Annotated in this window: 13 protein-coding genes and 1 pseudogene; 4 read left to right on the top strand and 10 right to left on the bottom strand. The window is 43.0% G+C overall.

The window, feature by feature from the left end:
• The 9 genes and pseudogenes from AAEY87_RS05065 to AAEY87_RS05025 all read right to left on the bottom strand — a co-directional run.
• A pseudogene (locus AAEY87_RS05065) lies at positions 1–290 on the bottom strand (GTP 3',8-cyclase MoaA); the annotation flags it as partial.
• A 282-nt stretch (positions 291–572) separates the two neighbouring features.
• Entirely contained in the window at positions 573–1,868 is a 1,296-nt protein-coding gene (locus AAEY87_RS05060) for a molybdopterin molybdotransferase MoeA (protein WP_350656196.1), read from the bottom strand.
• Positions 1,869–1,935: 67 nt separating this feature from the next.
• A complete protein-coding gene (locus AAEY87_RS05055) occupies positions 1,936–3,006 on the bottom strand; it encodes a peptidylprolyl isomerase (protein WP_350656194.1) in 1,071 nt (356 codons plus the stop codon).
• A 269-nt stretch (positions 3,007–3,275) separates the two neighbouring features.
• Positions 3,276–4,475 carry a globin domain-containing protein gene (locus tag AAEY87_RS05050; RefSeq protein WP_350656192.1) on the bottom strand — a complete coding sequence of 400 codons (1,200 nt, stop codon included), beginning with the start codon at positions 4,473–4,475 and terminating at the stop codon, positions 3,276–3,278.
• Between the two features lie 178 nt (positions 4,476–4,653).
• Positions 4,654–5,379 (bottom strand): respiratory nitrate reductase subunit gamma, encoded by a 726-nt coding sequence (gene narI / locus AAEY87_RS05045; RefSeq protein ID WP_068328997.1) that lies wholly within the window; start codon positions 5,377–5,379, stop codon positions 4,654–4,656.
• A gap of 17 nt (positions 5,380–5,396) precedes the next feature.
• Complete coding sequence (gene narJ, locus AAEY87_RS05040; RefSeq protein WP_350656191.1) at positions 5,397–6,260, bottom strand: nitrate reductase molybdenum cofactor assembly chaperone; 864 nt, start codon at positions 6,258–6,260, stop codon at positions 5,397–5,399.
• Between the two features lies 1 nt (position 6,261).
• Positions 6,262–7,800: a nitrate reductase subunit beta gene (narH, locus tag AAEY87_RS05035; RefSeq protein ID WP_068037235.1), complete on the bottom strand. Its 1,539-nt coding sequence runs from the start codon at positions 7,798–7,800 to the stop codon at positions 6,262–6,264.
• A 51-nt stretch (positions 7,801–7,851) separates the two neighbouring features.
• The gene (locus AAEY87_RS05030) at positions 7,852–11,610 is read right to left on the bottom strand and encodes a nitrate reductase subunit alpha (protein ID WP_350656190.1); all 3,759 of its coding nucleotides are present in this window, start codon (positions 11,608–11,610) and stop codon (positions 7,852–7,854) included.
• Positions 11,611–12,138: 528 nt separating this feature from the next.
• Positions 12,139–13,518: a NarK family nitrate/nitrite MFS transporter gene (locus AAEY87_RS05025; protein WP_350656189.1), complete on the bottom strand. Its 1,380-nt coding sequence runs from the start codon at positions 13,516–13,518 to the stop codon at positions 12,139–12,141.
• Between the two features lie 408 nt (positions 13,519–13,926).
• On the opposite strand from AAEY87_RS05025, the gene AAEY87_RS05020 reads away from it, so the two are divergent.
• Positions 13,927–15,891 carry a histidine kinase gene (locus AAEY87_RS05020; RefSeq protein WP_350656188.1) on the top strand — a complete coding sequence of 655 codons (1,965 nt, stop codon included), beginning with the start codon at positions 13,927–13,929 and terminating at the stop codon, positions 15,889–15,891.
• Between the two features lie 107 nt (positions 15,892–15,998).
• Positions 15,999–16,658: a two-component system response regulator NarL gene (gene narL, locus AAEY87_RS05015; RefSeq protein ID WP_350656187.1), complete on the top strand. Its 660-nt coding sequence runs from the start codon at positions 15,999–16,001 to the stop codon at positions 16,656–16,658.
• A 68-nt stretch (positions 16,659–16,726) separates the two neighbouring features.
• Here the strand turns inward: narL and AAEY87_RS05010 are convergent, their stop codons facing one another.
• Positions 16,727–18,208 carry an MFS transporter gene (locus AAEY87_RS05010; protein WP_350656186.1) on the bottom strand — a complete coding sequence of 494 codons (1,482 nt, stop codon included), beginning with the start codon at positions 18,206–18,208 and terminating at the stop codon, positions 16,727–16,729.
• 439 nt (positions 18,209–18,647) lie between these two features.
• On the opposite strand from AAEY87_RS05010, the gene AAEY87_RS05005 reads away from it, so the two are divergent.
• Together AAEY87_RS05005 and AAEY87_RS05000 are read left to right on the top strand one after the other, a co-directional pair.
• A complete protein-coding gene (locus tag AAEY87_RS05005; RefSeq protein ID WP_350656185.1) occupies positions 18,648–19,034 on the top strand; it encodes a TehB family protein in 387 nt (128 codons plus the stop codon).
• A 355-nt stretch (positions 19,035–19,389) separates the two neighbouring features.
• Positions 19,390–19,671 (top strand): DUF3817 domain-containing protein, encoded by a 282-nt coding sequence (locus AAEY87_RS05000; RefSeq protein ID WP_502945449.1) that lies wholly within the window; start codon positions 19,390–19,392, stop codon positions 19,669–19,671.
• Positions 19,672–19,679: the final 8 nt, after the last annotated feature.

Below are 19,679 nucleotides of genomic sequence, written 5' to 3'. Positions count from 1 at the left end.
GCAAAACCGCGAATAAGAGTAGCAATCTCAGGGATGCTGAGCTCGTCATCAGGGCGCTTGCCTTGGTAGCCATTGGGTAGACAGTATTCACAGCGAAAGTTGCAGAAGTCGGTGATAGATAGACGCAAGTAAGTCAGACGACGAGAGAAGCCATCGGTTAGAGGCTGCGTAACTATATCAGGATTTGCAAAAGAGGTTGATGGAACAGCAGGCGAAATAGGTGCGTACCCATCAGGAGCATGGGGCGTATAAAGAGATACACTCTCTATAGTTGGGGCGAGATAGTTCATAGGTAATTACCGTAATATTGAATATGTTGTGTGCTCTAAGCGTTGCCTCAGGTTGTGAATAGGAAAAGTTCTGTTTAAAGCTTATTATGACAAATAAAGCGCAAATACAAAATAACCCTAAGTAACCTAAAGTCTACCACTAAAGTAGTAGACGCTAAGTTGCTTAAGGTCGTTTAATGATAAGTTTTTTAATAACAGGGTTTTAATAACGGGTTTTTAATGAGGAGCTTTTTAATAACGGATTTTAATAACGGGTCTCTTGCTAATAATCCGAGAAAACTTCTAACTATGCAGCCAAGGAAAAGGTTGTACCGTCACAGTATTACCCGCTGCTACATTGCCGCTGTCTTTTTCTAACACGATAAAGCAATTGGCACGACTAAGTTGTTTGATTCTATGCGATTGCTGATTTGAGAAACATTCAACTTGGTAACTGCCTGCCTCGTTTTGCGTTAACACCCCGCGCTGAAAGTCAGCACGTCCGACTGATTTTGTGATGTCATTCATCAGCGTGGCTTTGACGTTGAGTTGCATAGGTTGCTCAGGCAAGCTAGCGCCTGACATCTGCCATAATGCTGGAATCACAAATTGCAACGCTCCTACTACCGTGGATAACGGATTGCCGGGTAAGCCAAAGTATAAAACAGGTTTATCAACGTTTTTTGTTAGTTCGCCAAATACGAAAGGTTTGCCGGGCTTCATCGCCACTTTGTAGTGATTAATTTGGCCTAGCTGCTCAACGACTGACGTCAAAAAATCATAATCTCCCACCGACACGCCAGCGGTTGAGATTATCACATCACACTTTTTCATAGCTTTATGAATGACTTTAGTAGTTTGAGCCATATCATCAGGGACAATGCCGTAGTCATTAATAACGATAGGTAAAGAGTCTAATAGGCTTTTAAGAGTCGGCGTATTGGAGTTGTATATTTGCGCTAAAGTTTTTAGCTTATCACCAAGTGCGACAAGCTCGTCACCAGTCGCCAGCAGTCCGACAGTGAGTGGTTTAAACACTTTTACTGTGCTAATGCCTAGATTGGCAAGTAAGCTGATATCGGCAGGATTAATACGTTTGCCCTGTTGTAAGACCAGCTCATTCTGCTGTATCTCCTCCCCTTGCTTGCGGATATTGGCATCTACGTCTGCCGCTTTTGATAAAATAATATCGTAAGGCTGGGTTTTATCAATGTTATCTTTGATATAAGCAAAATTGGTGTTTTCTTGCATGATGACTGTATCGCAACTATCCGGTACGACTGCGCCGGTAAAGATACGAATGCCTTGGCCCTTTTTGAGCTTACCTGTGTAAGGAGCGCCTGCTTGCGACTCGCCAATGATCTCAATGATCATGCCTTTTGGAAGATCACTATTATGAGCAATAGCGTAGCCATCCATCGCCGATAGATTGTGTCTTGGCACAGCAAATGATGAAATAATATATTCAGCCAATATCTGATTACGGCTGTCTAACAGAGCGCAGCTACTCACTGACCTTTTAGATAGCGGCCAGTCGTTTTGATTGTAGTTATTGACCCGCTGCTTTATCGCTGACTGCAACTCTTCGATAGTAATCATAAGCGTACACTCTTTTTATTAACCGTAAGCATTCGCATCTCAAAAGAGACACGTTAAAAGTAGTTAATTAGCCTCGAAAGACGTTTTCTTGCTCAAGCGTCATCTCAATCCCTTCTATGTCTGCTTCATCTGCTAAGGTAAACAGATAGTCGCACAGTGACTGATGGAAGGCTCGCTGGCTCAACTTATTATGTATAGCAGGGCTTACTTGCTCATAAGTCATTTGTATGCCTGGTTGCTTATCCATTACGTCGACGATATGAAAGCCATATCTGCTTTCGATAGGACTTGGTGCGAGTCCTGCATCTAATTTGAATAACGTGCCTTCAAATTCTGGAACGGTTTGGCCTTTACTGATGATACCTAACTCGCCATCTTGCTCTTTTGAAGGGCAAGCAGAGTATTGCCGTGCTAATTGAATAAACTCAGCGTTAGGATTTGAGTTATTTTTAATTTGTTCAATAAATTCGTAAGCGCTCTTTTTGAGCTTTAGTCTCTCATCACCATCTTCTGGCAAACACGCCAATAAGATATGACGAACGGACATAATCGGGTCGGTCATAAAATCTTGCATATTTTGCTGATAGTAACGCTCGCAGGTCTCCATATCAGGTATCGTCGCTTGGACGTTTTTATCTATCAACTCAGAGATTGCTTGCTCTTCATCTTTTGTCCATGCCGGCTCACCTAGGCTAGGTTCATTCAACACGGCAAGCTTTAATAATTCACGCACTACCAAAGCTTGGGTCGCTAAGAATACAGCGTCTTCTTTGTCTTCTGCTGGATGATACTGTAGCTCTTGCGCGATAGCGGTTCTATCGATCATCACACCGTTGACCAGCACCGACGGTAGCTCGTCGCGGCTAGAGGCAATTAGATTTTTATGATTGCTACGTTCTTCTACCATCGCTTTTTCGATAAATTCTTGGTCAGAATGCGGTTTTTGAAGATCAGATAATGTTGGTATGATACGCACGATGTCATCGCCGTTACTCATGGGAATATTATTAGCGACATTTGAAGCATGATTGTCACTGTTAACTTTACTATTAACGTTGCTGTTAGCATCACTATTAACATTATTAACATTATTAACATTATTAACATAGTCGGCTGGGTTATAGGTACTGACATTCATGGCTGGTACTCCACTAATAATTCATATAATAGAAAATAATATAAAAAACAACATAGGCAATTTAAAAATATTATTCAGACTTTGATTTAAAACAAATGTATCCCACTCTGAACTCAGTATGGATTATCGTAGGCTGTGGCTTTAGCCCAGCATTTTTAAATAGTTGAGAGTGGGGTACAAATGTATAAAATAAAGCAGCACTTAAAATCTTAATTATCATGCAACCTAGCTTTTTAATAAGCCCTCTAAGTGCCGCTCTATTTTTATGATTAAGACAGCTCTAAGCTCATTTTAGGACCGAACGGCTCGTAATGAACATTATCTACCCCATGATCGAGCTTCATCAGCCCATCAATCATACTTTCCATAAATGGCATTGAACCGCACACATAAATATCAGCTGGCTCTGGCAACGTAGCAAGCCACGCTTCGTCGAGTATTTGTCCAGAGTCAAAATAGAAAATATGTTTTTCAACGTTTGCTGCTGATTTTAAAAGCTTATTAACCTCAGTATCAAAGGCATGATGCTCTTGGTTCTGGCAGGCATATACCCAAATGATAGGTCTCTCTGGGTTCGCCGTCACTTGCGCCTCTAACATCGATAAGATGGGCGTGACTCCGACACCAGCACTCATCATTACTAATGGAATATCGTTTTGCTGCACTAGATCTTCAGTGAGCGCAAAGTCGCCAGCAGGTGCAGATAATAAAATGGTGTCGCCAACCTCTACTTCATCATGTAAATGGTTAGAAACCAGACCATAATGCTCATTGCGATTATCGCGTCTGACGGCAAATTGAATGCCTTTATCAGTGTTAGCAGAATATAAAGAGTAATGACGTAGTGCAACATGATCACTGTCTTTTGGATCTGTTTTTACCGTAATATATTGACCAGCAGTTAGGTTGATCTTACTTAGGTCAATGTCTCGGCTGGTTTCTGAATTGTCATTGACTGGAACGACAGTAAAGGCTGAGATATCGATGGCTGCGGCTACCTTTTCAACAACTTTAAAAGAAGCAAAACCTTCCCACATCTCTTGTTCATACATATCTTCTTCTAGCTGAATAAAGACGCCAGCAATCTCATCATAAGCTTCAGTCCAAGCGTCGATGATGTCATCATTAGCCGCCTCTCCTAGCACTTCTTGTATCGCCCCAAGTAGATGCTTACCCACGATAGGATAATGCTCTGGCAGGATTTGTAAGGCGCGATGCTTATGACTGATTTGTGTCACTTGCGGTAGCAAGATTGCTAAGTTTTCAAGATGTTTGGCAGCGGCTAAAACCGTGGTCGCCAGTGCAGTCTGTTGCCGACCTAGCTTTTGATTGGTCTCGTTAAAAATGTCTAACAGTTCAGGATGCTCTTTGAACATGTTCTGATAGAACACGGTGGTAATCGCGGTGCCATGCTCTTCGAGTACAGGTACGGTTGCTTTTACGATTTCTAATGTCTTTGGTGAAGCCATTATATTTTCCTTAGTGAGTATTGGTTGAGTGTTATTTGGTATACATTATAAGATTCATTTAAAATGAATCTTATAATAACTTATCATAACATCAATGCTGTATCACTGTTGTGACTTTTTCTCTTACGACTGTTTCTGCTATCAGTTTTTGAGACTACAGTCCCTGTTACCACTATTACTATTGTGAATTTTTCTGCCTAACAATCTGATAACGGCGACCGAAATACCAGACTGGTGCGCTAATAATATGGATCAATCGAGTGAACGGGAAAATCATAATCAGGGTAATACCTAGCGCCATGTGCAGCTGGTAAATCAGATCGGCTTGCTCAATACGTGCGGCGGCTTGGATAGGTCTTAAGACGGTAATGTCTTGTGCCCAACCAGCAAAGTTCATCATCGTATAACCATCTAAGTGTTGCACAGAAGTAAAGATGGTTATCAAGCCTAAATTAAGCTGAACGAATAAGAGTACGAGTACCAGCTTGTCTGAGAATGATGAAGTGTTGGAAATACGATCATCAGTGAAGCGTCGCCACATGAGCATCGCCAGACCAATCCAGCAAAATACACCGGCAATACCGCCCACTACCACGGCTGCAATCTGTTTATTACCGGCACTGATAAAGGTCTCATAAATAAAATGCGGGGTTAGCAATCCAAATAGATGACCAAGTAGCACGACAATGATACCGACATGGAAAAAGTTGCTTGCTAAGCGCATGTTTTTGGTTCTGAGCATCTGAGTAGAGCCAGTCTTCCATGAATACTGCGATAAATCAAAACGCACCCAAGTACCAACGATAGCGACGGCCAAAGCAATATAAGGATAAACACCAAAAAGGAATATCTGTAGCCAATTTAGGCCGGCTAGAGCCTCTAAATTAGGACCTGCAATATCCATGTCTTATCTCCTTACGATTAATTGACCGATGATTTTTGGTTCTGGCTTTGTTGGAAGTCCACCCAGTGCACAGGAGCATCAACCACTTTGGCGGCCGCAGATTTTCTAACCCCTGCTTTTGCAGCAAGGCTCTGGGTACTTGTCTGCGAGGGACAGCGCTCTTCTTGCTGTGCATCCAAAAAGGTGACGACTTCTTCTTCCCATTCTTTATCTAGCGCTTCAAAACTGTCGTCGCGCTGCTCTTTACTGATTTTTTCTTGATACTCATCAACCATATCGAGTGGCTTGCCAGCAATCTGTAATAGCGCATTGAAGCAGCCTTTATACAAGCTTCCGCGGTCTTCAAGTCTGGCGGCAAGCAAAGCAATGATGTGACTGACATCGGCAATATCCATACGAATCTGAATATCATCTTCAATAATCGCTGCTTGGTAAGCTAAAAACTCCAAATATAAAGGCAAGAAATCTGGCAATTCCTTGACGCTAATCTCAAAGCCCGCTTCTTGGTATTGATTCATCAAATCGACCATAGCTTGCCCGCGATCACGAGACTCCCCATGCACATGCTCAAACAGCCAAAGCGATAAGGAACGACCACGCTCAAAGAGTCCGTCATAACGCGCTTGCGCCTCAAGAGACCCCGTCTCAATTAAGTCTTCAATTAAATTAATAATCTGACTGCGCACATCCGGGCTAATGAGTGTGGATTTCGCCACAATCTCTGCACAATCTGCGAGCGTATCGCCTAAGAACAGCTCATTGCTGGGATAATCTATAAGTAAGCTCAATACTTTTAATAGCTTGAGATCTGAATTGCCAATACTAGGCGGCACAATTGGCTCATTCACTGAATTGGCATTATAAACTTGAGAAGTTTGCATCTTACGACTCCCACTTTTGTACAGTGTCGATGAAATCACGGCGGTTGGCTTTACGTTGTCCGAACATACTGTTGTCAGAATGTCCTGAGCAGCCTTCACCGAAAGTGAAACCGCAGCCATTACGCTCAGCAAAAGCATCACTTAATGCTTCTTCACGATGGGCAGTTGGAATGACAAAACGATCTTCATAGTTAGCAATAGCAAGATAGCGGTACATCTCTTCAACTTGCAGTTTAGTGAGACCCACGTCATCCAAGATACTTTGTACTTCTTGCTTTTCAACCAGCTGCATACGCTTGTAGCTACGCATGGCCAGCAGACGTTTTAACGCTAAACGTACTGGCTCTTCATCGCCTGCTGTCAGCAGGTTAGCAAGATAACGTAGCGGAATACGCAAACTATCGACATCTGGAATGAGACCATCCATACCGACTTTGCCAGCTTCGGCAGCATTCTGAATCGGTGACAATGGCGGCACATACCACACCATCGGCAAGGTACGATATTCAGGATGTAGCGGTAAGGCGAGCTTCCAATCTACCGCCAGCTTATACACAGGTGAGCGCTGCGCAGAATCAATCACCGACTGCGGCACGCCATCTTTTAATGCCTGGGCAATCACGACAGGATCATTGGGATCTAAAAACAAATCTAACTGCGCTTGATAGATATCCTGCTCATTAGGAGTGCTAGCCGCTTCGGCAATCTTGTCGGCATCATATAAAAGCACGCCTAGATAACGGATACGACCGACACAAGTCTCCGAGCATACGGTCGGCATACCTGCTTCGATACGCGGATAACAAAAGATGCATTTTTCAGATTTGCCGGACTTCCAGTTGTAGTAAATCTTTTTATAAGGACAGCCTGAGATACACATCCGCCAGCCGCGACATTTTTCTTGGTCAATCAGCACGATGCCATCTTCTTCACGCTTATAAATCGCGCCACTAGGACAGGCAGCCACACAAGTCGGATTCAAGCAATGCTCACAAAGACGCGGTAGATACATCATGAAAGTATTTTCATATTCGCCATAAATATCCGCTTGGATATTATCGAAGTTCTTATCCTTACGACGTTTTTCAAACTCCGTACCTAGGATTTCTTCCCAGTTGGGACCCCATTCTATCTTTTGCATGCGCTTGCCTGTGATGGCTGAACGCGGGCGGGCGATAGGCTGGTGGTTACTGATAGGTGCGGTATGCAGATGCTGATAATCAAAATCGAATGGCTCGTAATAATCATCAATCTCTGGCAAGTCAGGGTTGGCAAATATATTGGCGAGTACTCTGAATTTACCGCCGATGCGTGGATTTATGCTGCCGTTGGCATTACGTATCCAACCGCCTTTCCATTTGGTTTGATTCTCCCACTCTTTGGGGTAACCGATGCCGGGCTTAGTTTCAACGTTATTGAACCACGCATATTCCATCCCTTCACGGCTGGTCCAGACGTTTTTGCAGGTGACTGAGCAAGTGTGACAACCGATACATTTATCAAGGTTAAGCACCATGCCTACTTGTGAACGAATTTTCATGGGGTGTGCTCCAAGTATTTATATAATAAGTATTAGTAGAAAAAAGTGCCTTTACCCATCAATGCTGGTTGGCAGTGGACGAGGTAATGCGTTATCTGGCTTGTCTTCTAACCAGTCGATTTTTGACATTTTGCGGATAACGACAAACTCATCACGGTTACAACCCACGGTGCCATAGTAGTTAAAGCCATAAGATTGCTGAGCATAGCTACCAATCATATGAGTCGGCTTTAAGATAGTACGAGTCACCGAGTTATGAATACCGCCGCGAGTGCCCGTTTGCTCAGAGCCTGGAATGTTGACCAGTTTTTCTTGTGCGTGATACATCATGGTCATGCCTTCTTTGACCCGTTGGCTGACGATGGCACGAGCGGTGATTGCACCGTTGGCATTAAACAGCTCAATCCAGTCGTTATCGACGATATCGGCTTTTTGTGCATCAACTTCTGACATCCAAACACAAGGCCCACCACGGCTGAGTGTCAGCATGAGCAAGTTTTCAGAATAAGTGCTATGGATGCCCCACTTTTGATGCGGCGTTAAGAAGTTCAGCACAATCTCTTTATTACCATTCGGCTTAGCGTCTTTGAGCATCTCAGTGGTCTTGGTATCGATAGGTGGACGATACTGCTGCATTTGCTCACCAAATGCCTGCATCCAAGGATGATCTTGATAAAACTGCTGACGCCCAGTAATCGTACGCCAAGGGATAAGCTCATGAACGTTGGTATAGCCCGCGTTATAGCTCACCTCATCAGACTCAATACCGGACCATGTTGGGCTGGAGATAATTTTACGCGGTTGTGCGACGATATCTTTAAAGCGAATTTTTACATGCTCACTCGATTTGGCCAGATGGGTATGTTCGCGACCAGTGAACTCAGATAATGCTGCCCAGCCTTTGACTGCCACATGACCATTGGTCTCGGGAGCTAACATCAAGATAGTTTCAGAGGCATGAATAGCAGTGCTAATATTAGGACGACCTTCAGAGATGCCGGGTTCAGTGACTCGGTAATTAAGCTCACCCAATTGCTTGACCTCAGTTTTCATATCCCAATTCAGTCCTTTTGAGCCGTTGCCTAGTTTTTCTAAGGCAGGGCCAAGCGAGGTGAATTTTGCGTAAGTACTAGGATAGTCACGTTCAATGACTTTAATCATTGGGCAGTTTTTACCGGGTACTGGCTTTTCACCTGCGGTTTTCCAGTCTGTACCACCAAATGGCTGGGCTAATTCGCCAGGGGTATCATGTTGCATCGGCAGAGTGACGACATCAGTCTCAACCCCTAAGTGACCTTTTGAGACTTCAGAGAAGCTCTTGGCAATCCCTTTGTAGATTTCCCAATCCGTTTTAGATTCCCAAGCAGGGTCTGTCGCTGCGGTTAATGGATGAATAAAAGGATGCATGTCTGAGGTGTTCATGTCGTCTTTTTCGTACCAAGTTGCGGTTGGTAGTACGATGTCAGAATACAAGCAGGTTGAGGACATACGGAAGTCTAGGGTGACCACTAGGTCTAATTTGCCAGTCGGACCTTTTTCTACCCAATCCACTTCTTTTGGTTGTAAATGTCCGGCAGGATTCTCTTCATTGAGGAGGCCGTTTTTGGTGCCCAAGAAATAATGCAGCATATACTCATGACCTTTGCCTGATGAGCCCAATAGGTTTGAGCGCCAGATAAACATGTTGCGCGGGAAGTTGGCGGGATTATCAGGAGATTCACAAGCAAAGCGTAAGCTGCCATCCTCTAGAGAATCGACCACATATTCTTCAACCTCTTTGCCACTTTCTTTCGCTTTGGCGGCGATGGTTAGCGGATTACGATTCAGCTGCGGTGCTGACGGCAGCCAACCTGCCCGTTCTGCTTGAATGTTGTAGTCAAGCATATGCTCAGGGAAGAACTTCTTATCGACGAGTGGCGAGAGTATTTCATGGGCAGAGATGGTCTCATGACGCCACTGTGAGCTGTGGTTATAGAAGAAACTTGTACCATTCATATGACGCGGCGGACGATGCCAATCAAGGGCAAACGCCAGCGGTAACCAGCCGGTTTGAGGACGCAGTTTTTCTTGACCAACGTAATGCGCCCAGCCGCCACCTGATTTACCAATACAGCCACAAAGCATGAGCATATTGATGACACCGCGATAGTTCATATCTAGGTGATACCAGTGGTTCATGCCAGCACCAATGATAATCATTGATTTACCATGAGTCTTATGCGCATTTTCAGCGAACTCACGCGCGACTTGGATAACGCGCTCACGGCTAAGACCAGTAATTACCTCTTGCCAAGCAGGCGTGCCCGGTACGGTGGCATCATCATAATCATCAGTGACATGCTCGCCGCCAACGCCATTATCGACACCAAGGTTGGCAACCGTTAAGTCAAATACGGTCGCGACGACAGCGGTCGTGCCGTCAGCCAGTTGTATAGTCTTACATGGGACGGTTTTTTGTTGGATGGGCTTGCCCGGTACTGAGGTGAAGTGCGGATGATCTACATGACCAAAGTAATCAAAGCCAACGACGCAAGTTTCGCTGCTATCTTTTAGCGTAAGCGTCAGGTCAATCTCTGCGCCTGTCGCACCGTTTTTACTTTCAAGATTCCACTTACCCTTCTCGCCCCAGCGATAACCGATAGAACCAAGCGGAGACACCAGTTCGCCATCATGATTAAGTCCGATGGTTTTCCATTCTGGGTTGTTTTCTTGACCTAAGTTATCGACTAAGTCAGAAGCACGTAGATAACGACCAGCACGGCGCGCGCCCTCTTCACCCTCTAGCATCACAAGGACTGGCAAATCCGTATAGCGCTTGGCGTAATCCAAGAAATAATCACTAGGCTGCTTGAGGTAAAATTCTTTGATAATCACATGGCAAAAGGCTTGCGCGACTGCGGCATCAGTACCTTGCTTAGGGTTCAGCCATAAGTCCGTTAACTTAGAAACTTCCGCATAATCAGGCGTAATAGAAACCGTCTTGGTGCCTTTATAACGAACTTCCGTGAAGAAATGCGCATCTGGTGTTCGAGTTTGTGGAACGTTTGAACCCCAAGCAATGATGTAGTCGGAGTTGTACCAATCGGCTGATTCTGGCACGTCTGTTTGCTCGCCCCAAGTCATTGGAGAGGCCGGCGGTAAGTCACAATACCAGTCATAAAATGACAAGCAAACACCGCCAATAAGCGATAGGTAACGACTACCAGCCGCATAACTTACCATCGACATCGCAGGAATCGGTGAAAAGCCAACAATCCGATCAGGACCATAAACTTTGGCAGTATAGACGTTGCTGGCAGCAATGATTTCGTTAACTTCGCTCCACGTTGAGCGGATAAAGCCGCCAAGCCCGCGCTTGGATTTATACTGTTCTGCTTTGATAGGATCTTCTACGATACTGCCCCATGCATCGACTGGATCTGGATACTGCCCTTTGGCTTCGCGCCATAATTTTAATAGAGGCTTACGCACTTTTGGGTATTTAACCCGATTAGCAGAGTACATATACCAACTATAACTTGCCCCACGAGGACAGCCACGCGGTTCATGATTTGGTAGATCTGGGCGGGTTTCTGGATAGTCAGTTTGCTGAGTTTCCCACGTGACTAGACCGTTTTTGACATAGATTTTCCACGAACAAGAGCCAGTACAGTTGACGCCATGAGTCGAGCGGACGATTTTGTCATACTGCCAGCGGCTGCGATAAACGTTTTCCCAATCACGAGCCTCATCACGTGTCTCACCATGTCCACCGGCGAATTCTCCCTGTTTGCGTTTAAAAAAGCGGAATTGGTCGAGTAAATGACTCATTTTGCTATCCTCTATTTTGTAGCTTATGTTTATGGTCTACGATTAGTTTGACTAATGTTCTTAGCATTGGCTGCATAGCTGAGTACGAATTGGTCTCTCTATATATGAAATCTTGATATAAAAGCTATAAATACTTTTCGATATCATCATTTTAGGGAAGCGCTAGAGGTCTTACTATTATCTAAGATAGGCAGATCACTACTCCCTTAGTGGTAGCCACTTTAAAAATACTATTGCCAAAATATCCCTAAAATATCCATTGAATAAAACCAAGGGCGCTTAGCCAATGCATAAATAATGGGAAAACAGCCAAAGAAAACATCGGAAAATGGCCAAAAAAAATGCTACTTACAGAAGCAAGTAGCATGATGAAAAATTTTAACACTATGGCGGCTGTCTAAAACAAATACAAAAACTATAACGCGCTACTGGGATAACTGTTCCTTGCTTGCTGCGCAAAAGTTATCCCTGTAGCGCTATATTTATTTTATAGTGGCTCGACTATATGTTCTTATTAGAAACCTATTGCTAGCTTGGGAATTCAGCGTTTTTACGACTGTAATACCACCACGTTAAGACAATACAAACAAGGTAATAGATTATTAAAGCGATAAAAGTACCAAATACGCCCAAACCTGAGCCAAACATTTTTGGCACAAAGAACGCTCCATAAGCGGCAACAGCTGAGGTAAAGCCTACGACTGCAGCTGACTCTTTGCGTATCTCTACGAACAGCGCTTCTGTCCCAATTTTCTCTGGTTTAAGGCGCTCATGCAACGTTCTAAAAATGATAGGAATCATCGTAAAGGTAGAGCCGTTACCAATGCCAGTTGTGATAAACAACACCATGAATGAGATAAAGTAACCAACAAAGCTACCTTCTCTAGTCTCGCTAGGTAAGAAGTACATCACTGCCAATACCGCTAACACCATGACAATGTAATTCCAAAAAGTCACTTTAGCACCACTGGTCTTATCGGATAACCAGCCCCCAAATGGACGAAATAACGCCCCTACCAATGGACCTAAAAAAGCAAATTTCAAGGCATCTATCGCGGGAAACGAGTGCTTGATAAGCATAGGAAATGCCGCTGAAAAGCCAATAAACGAGCCAAAAGTAGCCATATATAGGATGCACATGATCCAGTTATTCTTACGCTTAAAGATAATAGACTGGTCTTTAAAGGAGGCTTTAGCAGTGGCGATGTCATTCATCCCAAACCAAGCCAATACCGAAAATAACAAGATAAATGGCACCCAAATAAAACCAGCATTTTGTAGATAGAACAAGGTGCCTGTCTCAGATACCTGAGGATTCCCTCCTAGCGACCCAAATGCTGCAAACAATATCACTAGCGGTACTGTGAACTGCATGACTGACACGCCCAAATTACCAAGGCCTGCATTGAGACCAAGCGCAGTGCCCTGTTCCGCTTTTGGATAAAAGAACGAAATATTGGACATAGATGAGGCAAAGTTACCTCCACCGAAGCCGCATAATAGTGCGATGATGGCAAATATCATAAAGGGTGTATCGGGATTTTGTACCGCAAACCCCATCCATAATGACGGAATTAATAAAGAAGCCGTCGATATAGCCGTCCAACGTCTACCGCCAAAGATCGGTACCATAAAGGAATAGAATATTCGCAGCGTCGCCCCTGACAATCCCGGCAGTGCCGCCAACCAAAACAGTTGCTCTTTATCAAAAGCAAAGCCAATCTCAGGGAGGCGAACGATAACCGCACTCCATACCATCCACACTGCAAACGCCAGCAGTAGCGACGGTATCGATATCCATAAATTACGCTTGGCGACTTTTTTGCCGCCTCCTTCCCAAAACTCTTCTATTTCAGGACGCCAATCAGTAATGAGCTTACCACCTTTGAAGTTGTAATCATTGCTCATGTTATTCCTCACTTAGTATCGGCTATGCCTAGTTATAATCACTAACACTCACTTGATGCACTAACAAAAAGTGATAACTTACGGTACTGTGTTATCACGCCTATTAGTATTAGTACGTAGTGGTAGACCGATACTTGGAAGGGGTAGTATTTAGCACGCTAAATTAACTACTGCTTTAGAGGTATATTAAAGATTGACCCTTTAATGATAGATTTATACTGGGGCTTGTACTCTTGAATGTTTTGCGAAAATTTAAAAGTCGATACTCTTATAAACCTATACTTCCTGAGAGGTAAAACCTTATTAATTATGAATAGTCGTCTGTTACGCCACTCTCTACCCCTACATGTTTGGGCTGCTATATTTACAATCTCTATCCTATGCTTCATATCCGCAATAGGTAGCGGCATGCTCGCGTGGATGTCTGAATCAGATGCGCAAGCCATTAATACCGCAGGCTCGATACGTATGGCGACTTATCGTATTAGCTTTCAGTTAGCGACTGACTTTGCCGAAGATTATCCTTCTAATTTGAACATTGGTCTTGAGCAAAGTGACATTTCAAGTAATGACATGGCAAGTGATGACTCAGCAAGTAACGACCTAGCAGCTGATCAAATAGCAAATAAGGCTCAAGAACAAAATGAGTTAAGTTATCTCGATAAAGGAGCGTCTGAAAAAATACAGTTACTTATTCAAGACATGGAAGATAGGCTGACGACATTACGCGACTATCAATCAACCAATGCCAATGAACATAAAGTGATAAACAATGAACTTAGTATAATTGAATCACAGTGGCTTCAAGATTTGAAACCTGCGTTGTTAGTGCAAGATAAGCCGAGATTTTATGCTGTGTCATCTCAGTACATTAAGGACGTGGATAGCTTCGTCAGTGAGCTACAGTTTAGAAATGAGCAACGTCAGGCTTGGCAGCAGTCTCTACAAGTTGCGTCATTGGTGCTGACTATCATTATTATGTTAGTGGGTATGCAAAAGCTGCGGCAAAACGTGCTGCTACCTGTCAAACACCTCATCCAAGCCAACAGTCAGTTTAAACAAGGCAAGCGCGATACTAGAGTCTCGATATCGGGCTATGAAGAGTTTAATAAACTTGGCAATTCTTTTAATGATATGGCAAGCACCATTGAGACTCATCAGCGTTTACTTGAAAATGAAGTACAGATAAAAACCCAGCACTTAGTCAAGGCCAACCAAGTATTATCGCTGTTTTATGATTTTTCTAAACACCTAACCACCAGTCAAGTGAGCTTGCATCGACTTGATAACTTAATCACAGACTTTGGCGACCTGTTCCCTCATTTAGACTTTACTTTATGTATTCAAAATAATGCTCTACATGACAAAGATTCTATCGCCTTACATGATGACAAAATGAAAGAGCTATGTACCAAACTCAACTGTGACAACTGCCTGATTAAAGAAGATGCCCATACCAAGACCTACCCTATTGCTCATCAAAAAGTTGAATTTGGTGAGCTTAAAGTTCGACCTAAATCAACATTGCTGATGAATAGTGAATTGGCGCTAGACGATAAAGAACCAAGCAACCAATACTCACAGCGTATCAAAACGGTTGAGATAGACAGTACCTATCTAAATTCTGAAAATAGCGAACTGATTATCGCGCTTACCAACCTTATCAGCACCGCTTTATCTCTACGTAAACAGCGTCAGCAAGAGCATCAGCTTATACTGTTTGAAGAGAGAACCACTATCGCAAGGGAGTTACATGATTCTTTAGCTCAGTCGCTATCATATCTAAAAATCCAAGTCAGCGTCTTAGAGAAGCGCTTAGACAATGCATCCGGCGAACCCAATGCAGCCAATATTTTGCAGAGTATTAATCAGATCAAAGCAGGCCTCAATTCAGCCTATCAATCACTGCGCGACTTATTGGTTACCTTTCGTCTCACTATAGACAGTGATAACTTTGACGATGCTTTGCATGAGACCGCCAACGAGTTTTCTTTAAAAGGTAACTTCCATGTCGTGGTAAATAACAGAGTGATGACGCTAAATTTAAATGCTAATGAACAGGTAAATTTGATTCAAATTACCAGAGAGGCATTATCAAATATCAGCAGGCATGCGCAAGCAGCCAAAGTAGAAGTTGACTTAAGTTACGATGAAGATAGATATATTGTCATGACCATTGTAGATGATGGAGTCGGAATATCAGGCACTGTAGACCAGTCTCAGCATCACGGCTTAATGATTATGAAAGAGCGTGCGCATAACTTGGGCGGCGAATTAGTGGTATCTAATAAAGAACCACATGGAACGATCGTCACGACTAAATTTATTCCCCACTTCTTTGAAGAGTATGCAACCGAAGAGGCTCATTTATAAGCCCTTAACAACACTGCGTATCAATATTATTATGGATTGACGATAACTTATAATTTTTAAAGACTTAAACCCCTTATTTTGTAGAATTTTTAATTTGCGAGTGTGTTATGAGTATCAATGTTTATACCCCTACATCTCCAGCTAAGCTTTTATTAGTCGACGATCATCCTATGTTGCGCCGAGGCATTGCAGAATTATTGAGCCTTGAGAACGATGTAAAAGTAGTTGGTGAGGCCAGTAATGGACAAGAGGCACTAGCGTTTTTAGAAAATAATGAAGTAGACTTGGTTATCTTAGATCATAAAATGCCTATCCTGACTGGCCTTGAAACTTTAAGAGAAATTAGGGCTAGAGATATTGAGGTAAAAACCTTGTTGTTCACTGTCTCCGATAGTGGCGAAGACGTGCAGGAAGCTTTGAAATTGGGAGTAGATGGTTACTTACTAAAAGATATGGAACCTGAATTGATCATCGTTGATATCCGAAAAGTATTGCGAGGAGAGCTGGTCATCAGTCCAAATCTGGCATCGATACTGGCACAAACATTGCGCAAACCTAGCATCGACGATATCGCAGGCAATCTAACTACTAGAGAATTACAAGTGATTCAAATGATTGCAGAAGGGCTTAGCAATAAAATGATTGCCAATAAACTGGATATCGCAGAATCAACGGTAAAAGTCCATGTTAAGCATATTTTGAATAAAACTGGCCTACGGACGCGCGTAGAAGCTGCTGTTTGGACAGTAAACCATTTATCCAAATAAGCTTATAGTTTAAAAAAAGCCACCTTACGTTACGCTAGGTGGATTTTTTATGGATAGAAAAAACACTATCAACCGTTGTATTCTTTGGCAATTTGCAGATCTACCGATGACATCTTATAGTCTTCACCAAAGGCATCTTCAGGCTCTTTTAACCAGAAGAAACAAACCATCCAAGCAATAAACGCACCTGCAGCGATGATTAAAAAGAACTGGCTTGGCTCTACAAAGGTATAAATGAACAAATAGAATACTGCGCCCACATTACCATACGCGCCTGCCATACCAGATATCTGGCCCGTTAAACGACGTTTGATTGATGGAATAATACCAAAGGTCGCCCCTTCCGCTCCTTGCACAAACACTGAGCAGAGAATGGTAAAAACGACGGCGATAAATAATGGCCACTCTGCATTTAGCAGTCCCATTAGCCCAAACCCGATACCGATGCCAAACATATATATCAGCATAACTAGGCGTCGATTACCGACACGATCAGAGATATAACCTCCTAGCGGACGCGCCCATAAATTAACGAAAGCGAAAGTTGAAGCCACAAGACCTGCTACCGTAGGATCAAGCTTCCAAGTCGTGGCAAAAAACATCGGGAGCATAGAGACCACCGCAAGCTCAGCGCCAAAGTTTGCAAAATAGCTTACGTTGAGGGCAGCAACGGATTTAAACGGATACTTGTCATCTTCAGGAATACCTGCTTTTAGCATGGGTGCATTGACGCTAATCGCCTTATAAATCTGATAAATAACGACAACGGCGATAAGAAGATAGAAAGCCCAAGCACCGGCCTCGCTTAAAAAACCCATGTTTTTAGTACGATAAACCAATACTCCTAAGATGCCATACAAAGGAATAGTAAATAGGCAGTATAGCCAAAGATCTCGCCAGCTTGAGACCTCTAATGCACCCGACTTACGTGTTTTTTTGTGGGTATCTTCTGTAGGCCCATCTGTTATCAAAAACCAGTACGCAACACCGTATATAGCCATCAGCAAGCCTGATAAGGCAATCGCCCAGCGCCACCCATCATCACCACCGAAGAACTGCAGTGCTACCGTTGGAATAGTAATCGCCGCTGCTGCTGAACCAAAATTCCCCCAACCAGCATAGAACCCCTCCGCAAAGCCAATGTCTTTAGGCTTGAACCATAGCGCCGTCATATGAATACCGACGACGAAGCCTGCACCCACGATAGACATAAATAAACGCGCGACAAATAGCTGCATGGCTGAGGTACCAAAAGCGAAAAACCATGTAGGTATCGCCATCACTACCATCAGTATAGAGAATACCCTTCTAGGCCCAAAACGATCTAAGGCCATGCCCACAACCACTCGGCCAGGAATGGTCAAAGCGACGTTCGCAATCAAGAAGAGCTTGATATGATCTGAGGTTAAATAGCTCTCTGTCTGTAACATAGACGTCGCAAGTGGCGCCATATTGAACCAAACATAAAAGGTAAGAAAAAAAGCAATCCACGTATAGTGAAGCGCTCTTATCTCACGGCGCTCCATTTCCAGCAGCTCTTTTGCATGCATGATAAATACTCTCCACCATAAAACTTGTCAGTTATGAATAGTTCTGATGGAGACAAGATAGCAATAAGTAGTAGCCTTAACTATTGAGCAAAAGCAGTATAAAACCTAGTTTTAATACTACTTAATGAGGATTAAAAGCTATCACTCATTTCTTTTATACTTATTAATACTTAAAGTCGCATGACGATATAGTAGATCCACTATAAAACAAATACAGCACTACTGGGATAAATTTTGCGCAGCCTCTGTCTGCGTAGGCACAGCAAGCAAGGAAAATTTATTCCAGTAGTGGATTATAATTTATGTACTTCTTTTATTTAGGACTGACCATAGTAAAACAGTCTGTAAGTTGTTATATTATGAGAATGATTATCATTAGTATTTAAGAACAAGCTTAAAATAAACTAAAAACAAAAGACTTATTAACCAAGGAGCTATCATGACTCGTGCAATCATCCCAAGTCACTGGAAAATAAAACGTTCTACGCACTTTTTTACCAAAGATAAAGTTCCAAAAGCCTTATTAACTCATCACAATACTGCAGAGGGCGTATTTGGCCAAATTTGTGTCATGCAAGGTGTTGTCACCTTTTACGGATTTGCCAACGAAGCCGCTACCGAACCAGAGCAGACCATAGTCATTAAAGCAGGAGAATTTGCCGTTAGTCCACCACAATACTGGCATCGCGTAGAGTTGAGTGACGACGCGCAATTCAATATCAATTTTTGGACCGAAAGTGATACTGCTAATAAATCACTGTTCAACAGCTCTACCATTCATAGCAAACCTATTAAGAAGTTATTCGATAAGCCTGATGAGCAATAATAATTCTCTATATACTCTAAGTATTGGTTCTAAAAATTCAGCTAAAAAAACCCCCAGTCATTAAACTGGGGATTTTTGGATTTTGCACTACCACATAAGCAACAATCATCGAACGCATGTCAATTGAAGGCTCAACAAGTACGGCGATCTAGGCGCAAAGTACTAAATAGCTGCTGACACAAACTAACACTTCAAAGCCCTAAGAGAAGCCAGTATCATAGCAACATTGAATTAACCCTAAATTATTTATTAATAATAACCAAAGGAAAATACAGTGTCGCAGGCTCAGCCAACTATCGAACAAACACCTCACCTCACAAAAAAGCAAAACAGCTCATTAAAAAACCTTACCATCATGGGCTATCTAGAAGGTACTTCCTTCTTGTTGTTGCTCGGCATCGCCATGCCACTAAAATATATGATGGGCATTCCAGAAGCTGTGAAATATGTCGGTATGGCACACGGCGTGTTATTTATCGCCTACATCGTAATACTCATGGGCTCAACCATCAAAATTAAAATGCCGCTTTGGGCTATGCCCGCAGGTGTGCTCGGCTCGTTTTTACCGTTTGGCCCATTTATATTCGACCACTTTTTGAAAAAAAGCTTAAGTAAAAACGAGAAGATAGCAGCCTAAGATAAGTT

The organism is Psychrobacter sp. S1-30-MNA-CIBAN-0213 (assembly GCF_040309845.1).
Classification (GTDB): Bacteria; Pseudomonadota; Gammaproteobacteria; order Pseudomonadales; family Moraxellaceae; genus Psychrobacter.
This window is presented reverse-complemented; position numbering and strand designations above follow the sequence as displayed.

Bases quoted from the DNA above. Each gene is read 5' to 3' on its own strand.
- AAEY87_RS05010 (WP_350656186.1), bottom strand. From the start codon at position 18,208: ATGCATGCAAAAGAGCTGCTGGAAATGGAGCGCCGTGAGATAAGAGCG.
- AAEY87_RS05000 (WP_502945449.1), top strand. From the start codon at position 19,390: ATGGGCTATCTAGAAGGTACTTCCTTCTTGTTGTTGCTCGGCATCGCC.
- AAEY87_RS05020 (WP_350656188.1), top strand. From the start codon at position 13,927: ATGCTCGCGTGGATGTCTGAATCAGATGCGCAAGCCATTAATACCGCA.
- narJ (WP_350656191.1), bottom strand. From the start codon at position 6,260: ATGCAAACTTCTCAAGTTTATAATGCCAATTCAGTGAATGAGCCAATT.
- AAEY87_RS05050 (WP_350656192.1), bottom strand. From the start codon at position 4,475: ATGGCTTCACCAAAGACATTAGAAATCGTAAAAGCAACCGTACCTGTA.
- narL (WP_350656187.1), top strand. From the start codon at position 15,999: ATGAGTATCAATGTTTATACCCCTACATCTCCAGCTAAGCTTTTATTA.
- AAEY87_RS05060 (WP_350656196.1), bottom strand. From the start codon at position 1,868: ATGATTACTATCGAAGAGTTGCAGTCAGCGATAAAGCAGCGGGTCAAT.
- narH (WP_068037235.1), bottom strand. From the start codon at position 7,800: ATGAAAATTCGTTCACAAGTAGGCATGGTGCTTAACCTTGATAAATGT.
- AAEY87_RS05030 (WP_350656190.1), bottom strand. From the start codon at position 11,610: ATGAGTCATTTACTCGACCAATTCCGCTTTTTTAAACGCAAACAGGGA.
- AAEY87_RS05025 (WP_350656189.1), bottom strand. From the start codon at position 13,518: ATGAGCAATGATTACAACTTCAAAGGTGGTAAGCTCATTACTGATTGG.
- AAEY87_RS05005 (WP_350656185.1), top strand. From the start codon at position 18,648: ATGACTCGTGCAATCATCCCAAGTCACTGGAAAATAAAACGTTCTACG.
- narI (WP_068328997.1), bottom strand. From the start codon at position 5,379: ATGGATATTGCAGGTCCTAATTTAGAGGCTCTAGCCGGCCTAAATTGG.
- AAEY87_RS05055 (WP_350656194.1), bottom strand. From the start codon at position 3,006: ATGAATGTCAGTACCTATAACCCAGCCGACTATGTTAATAATGTTAAT.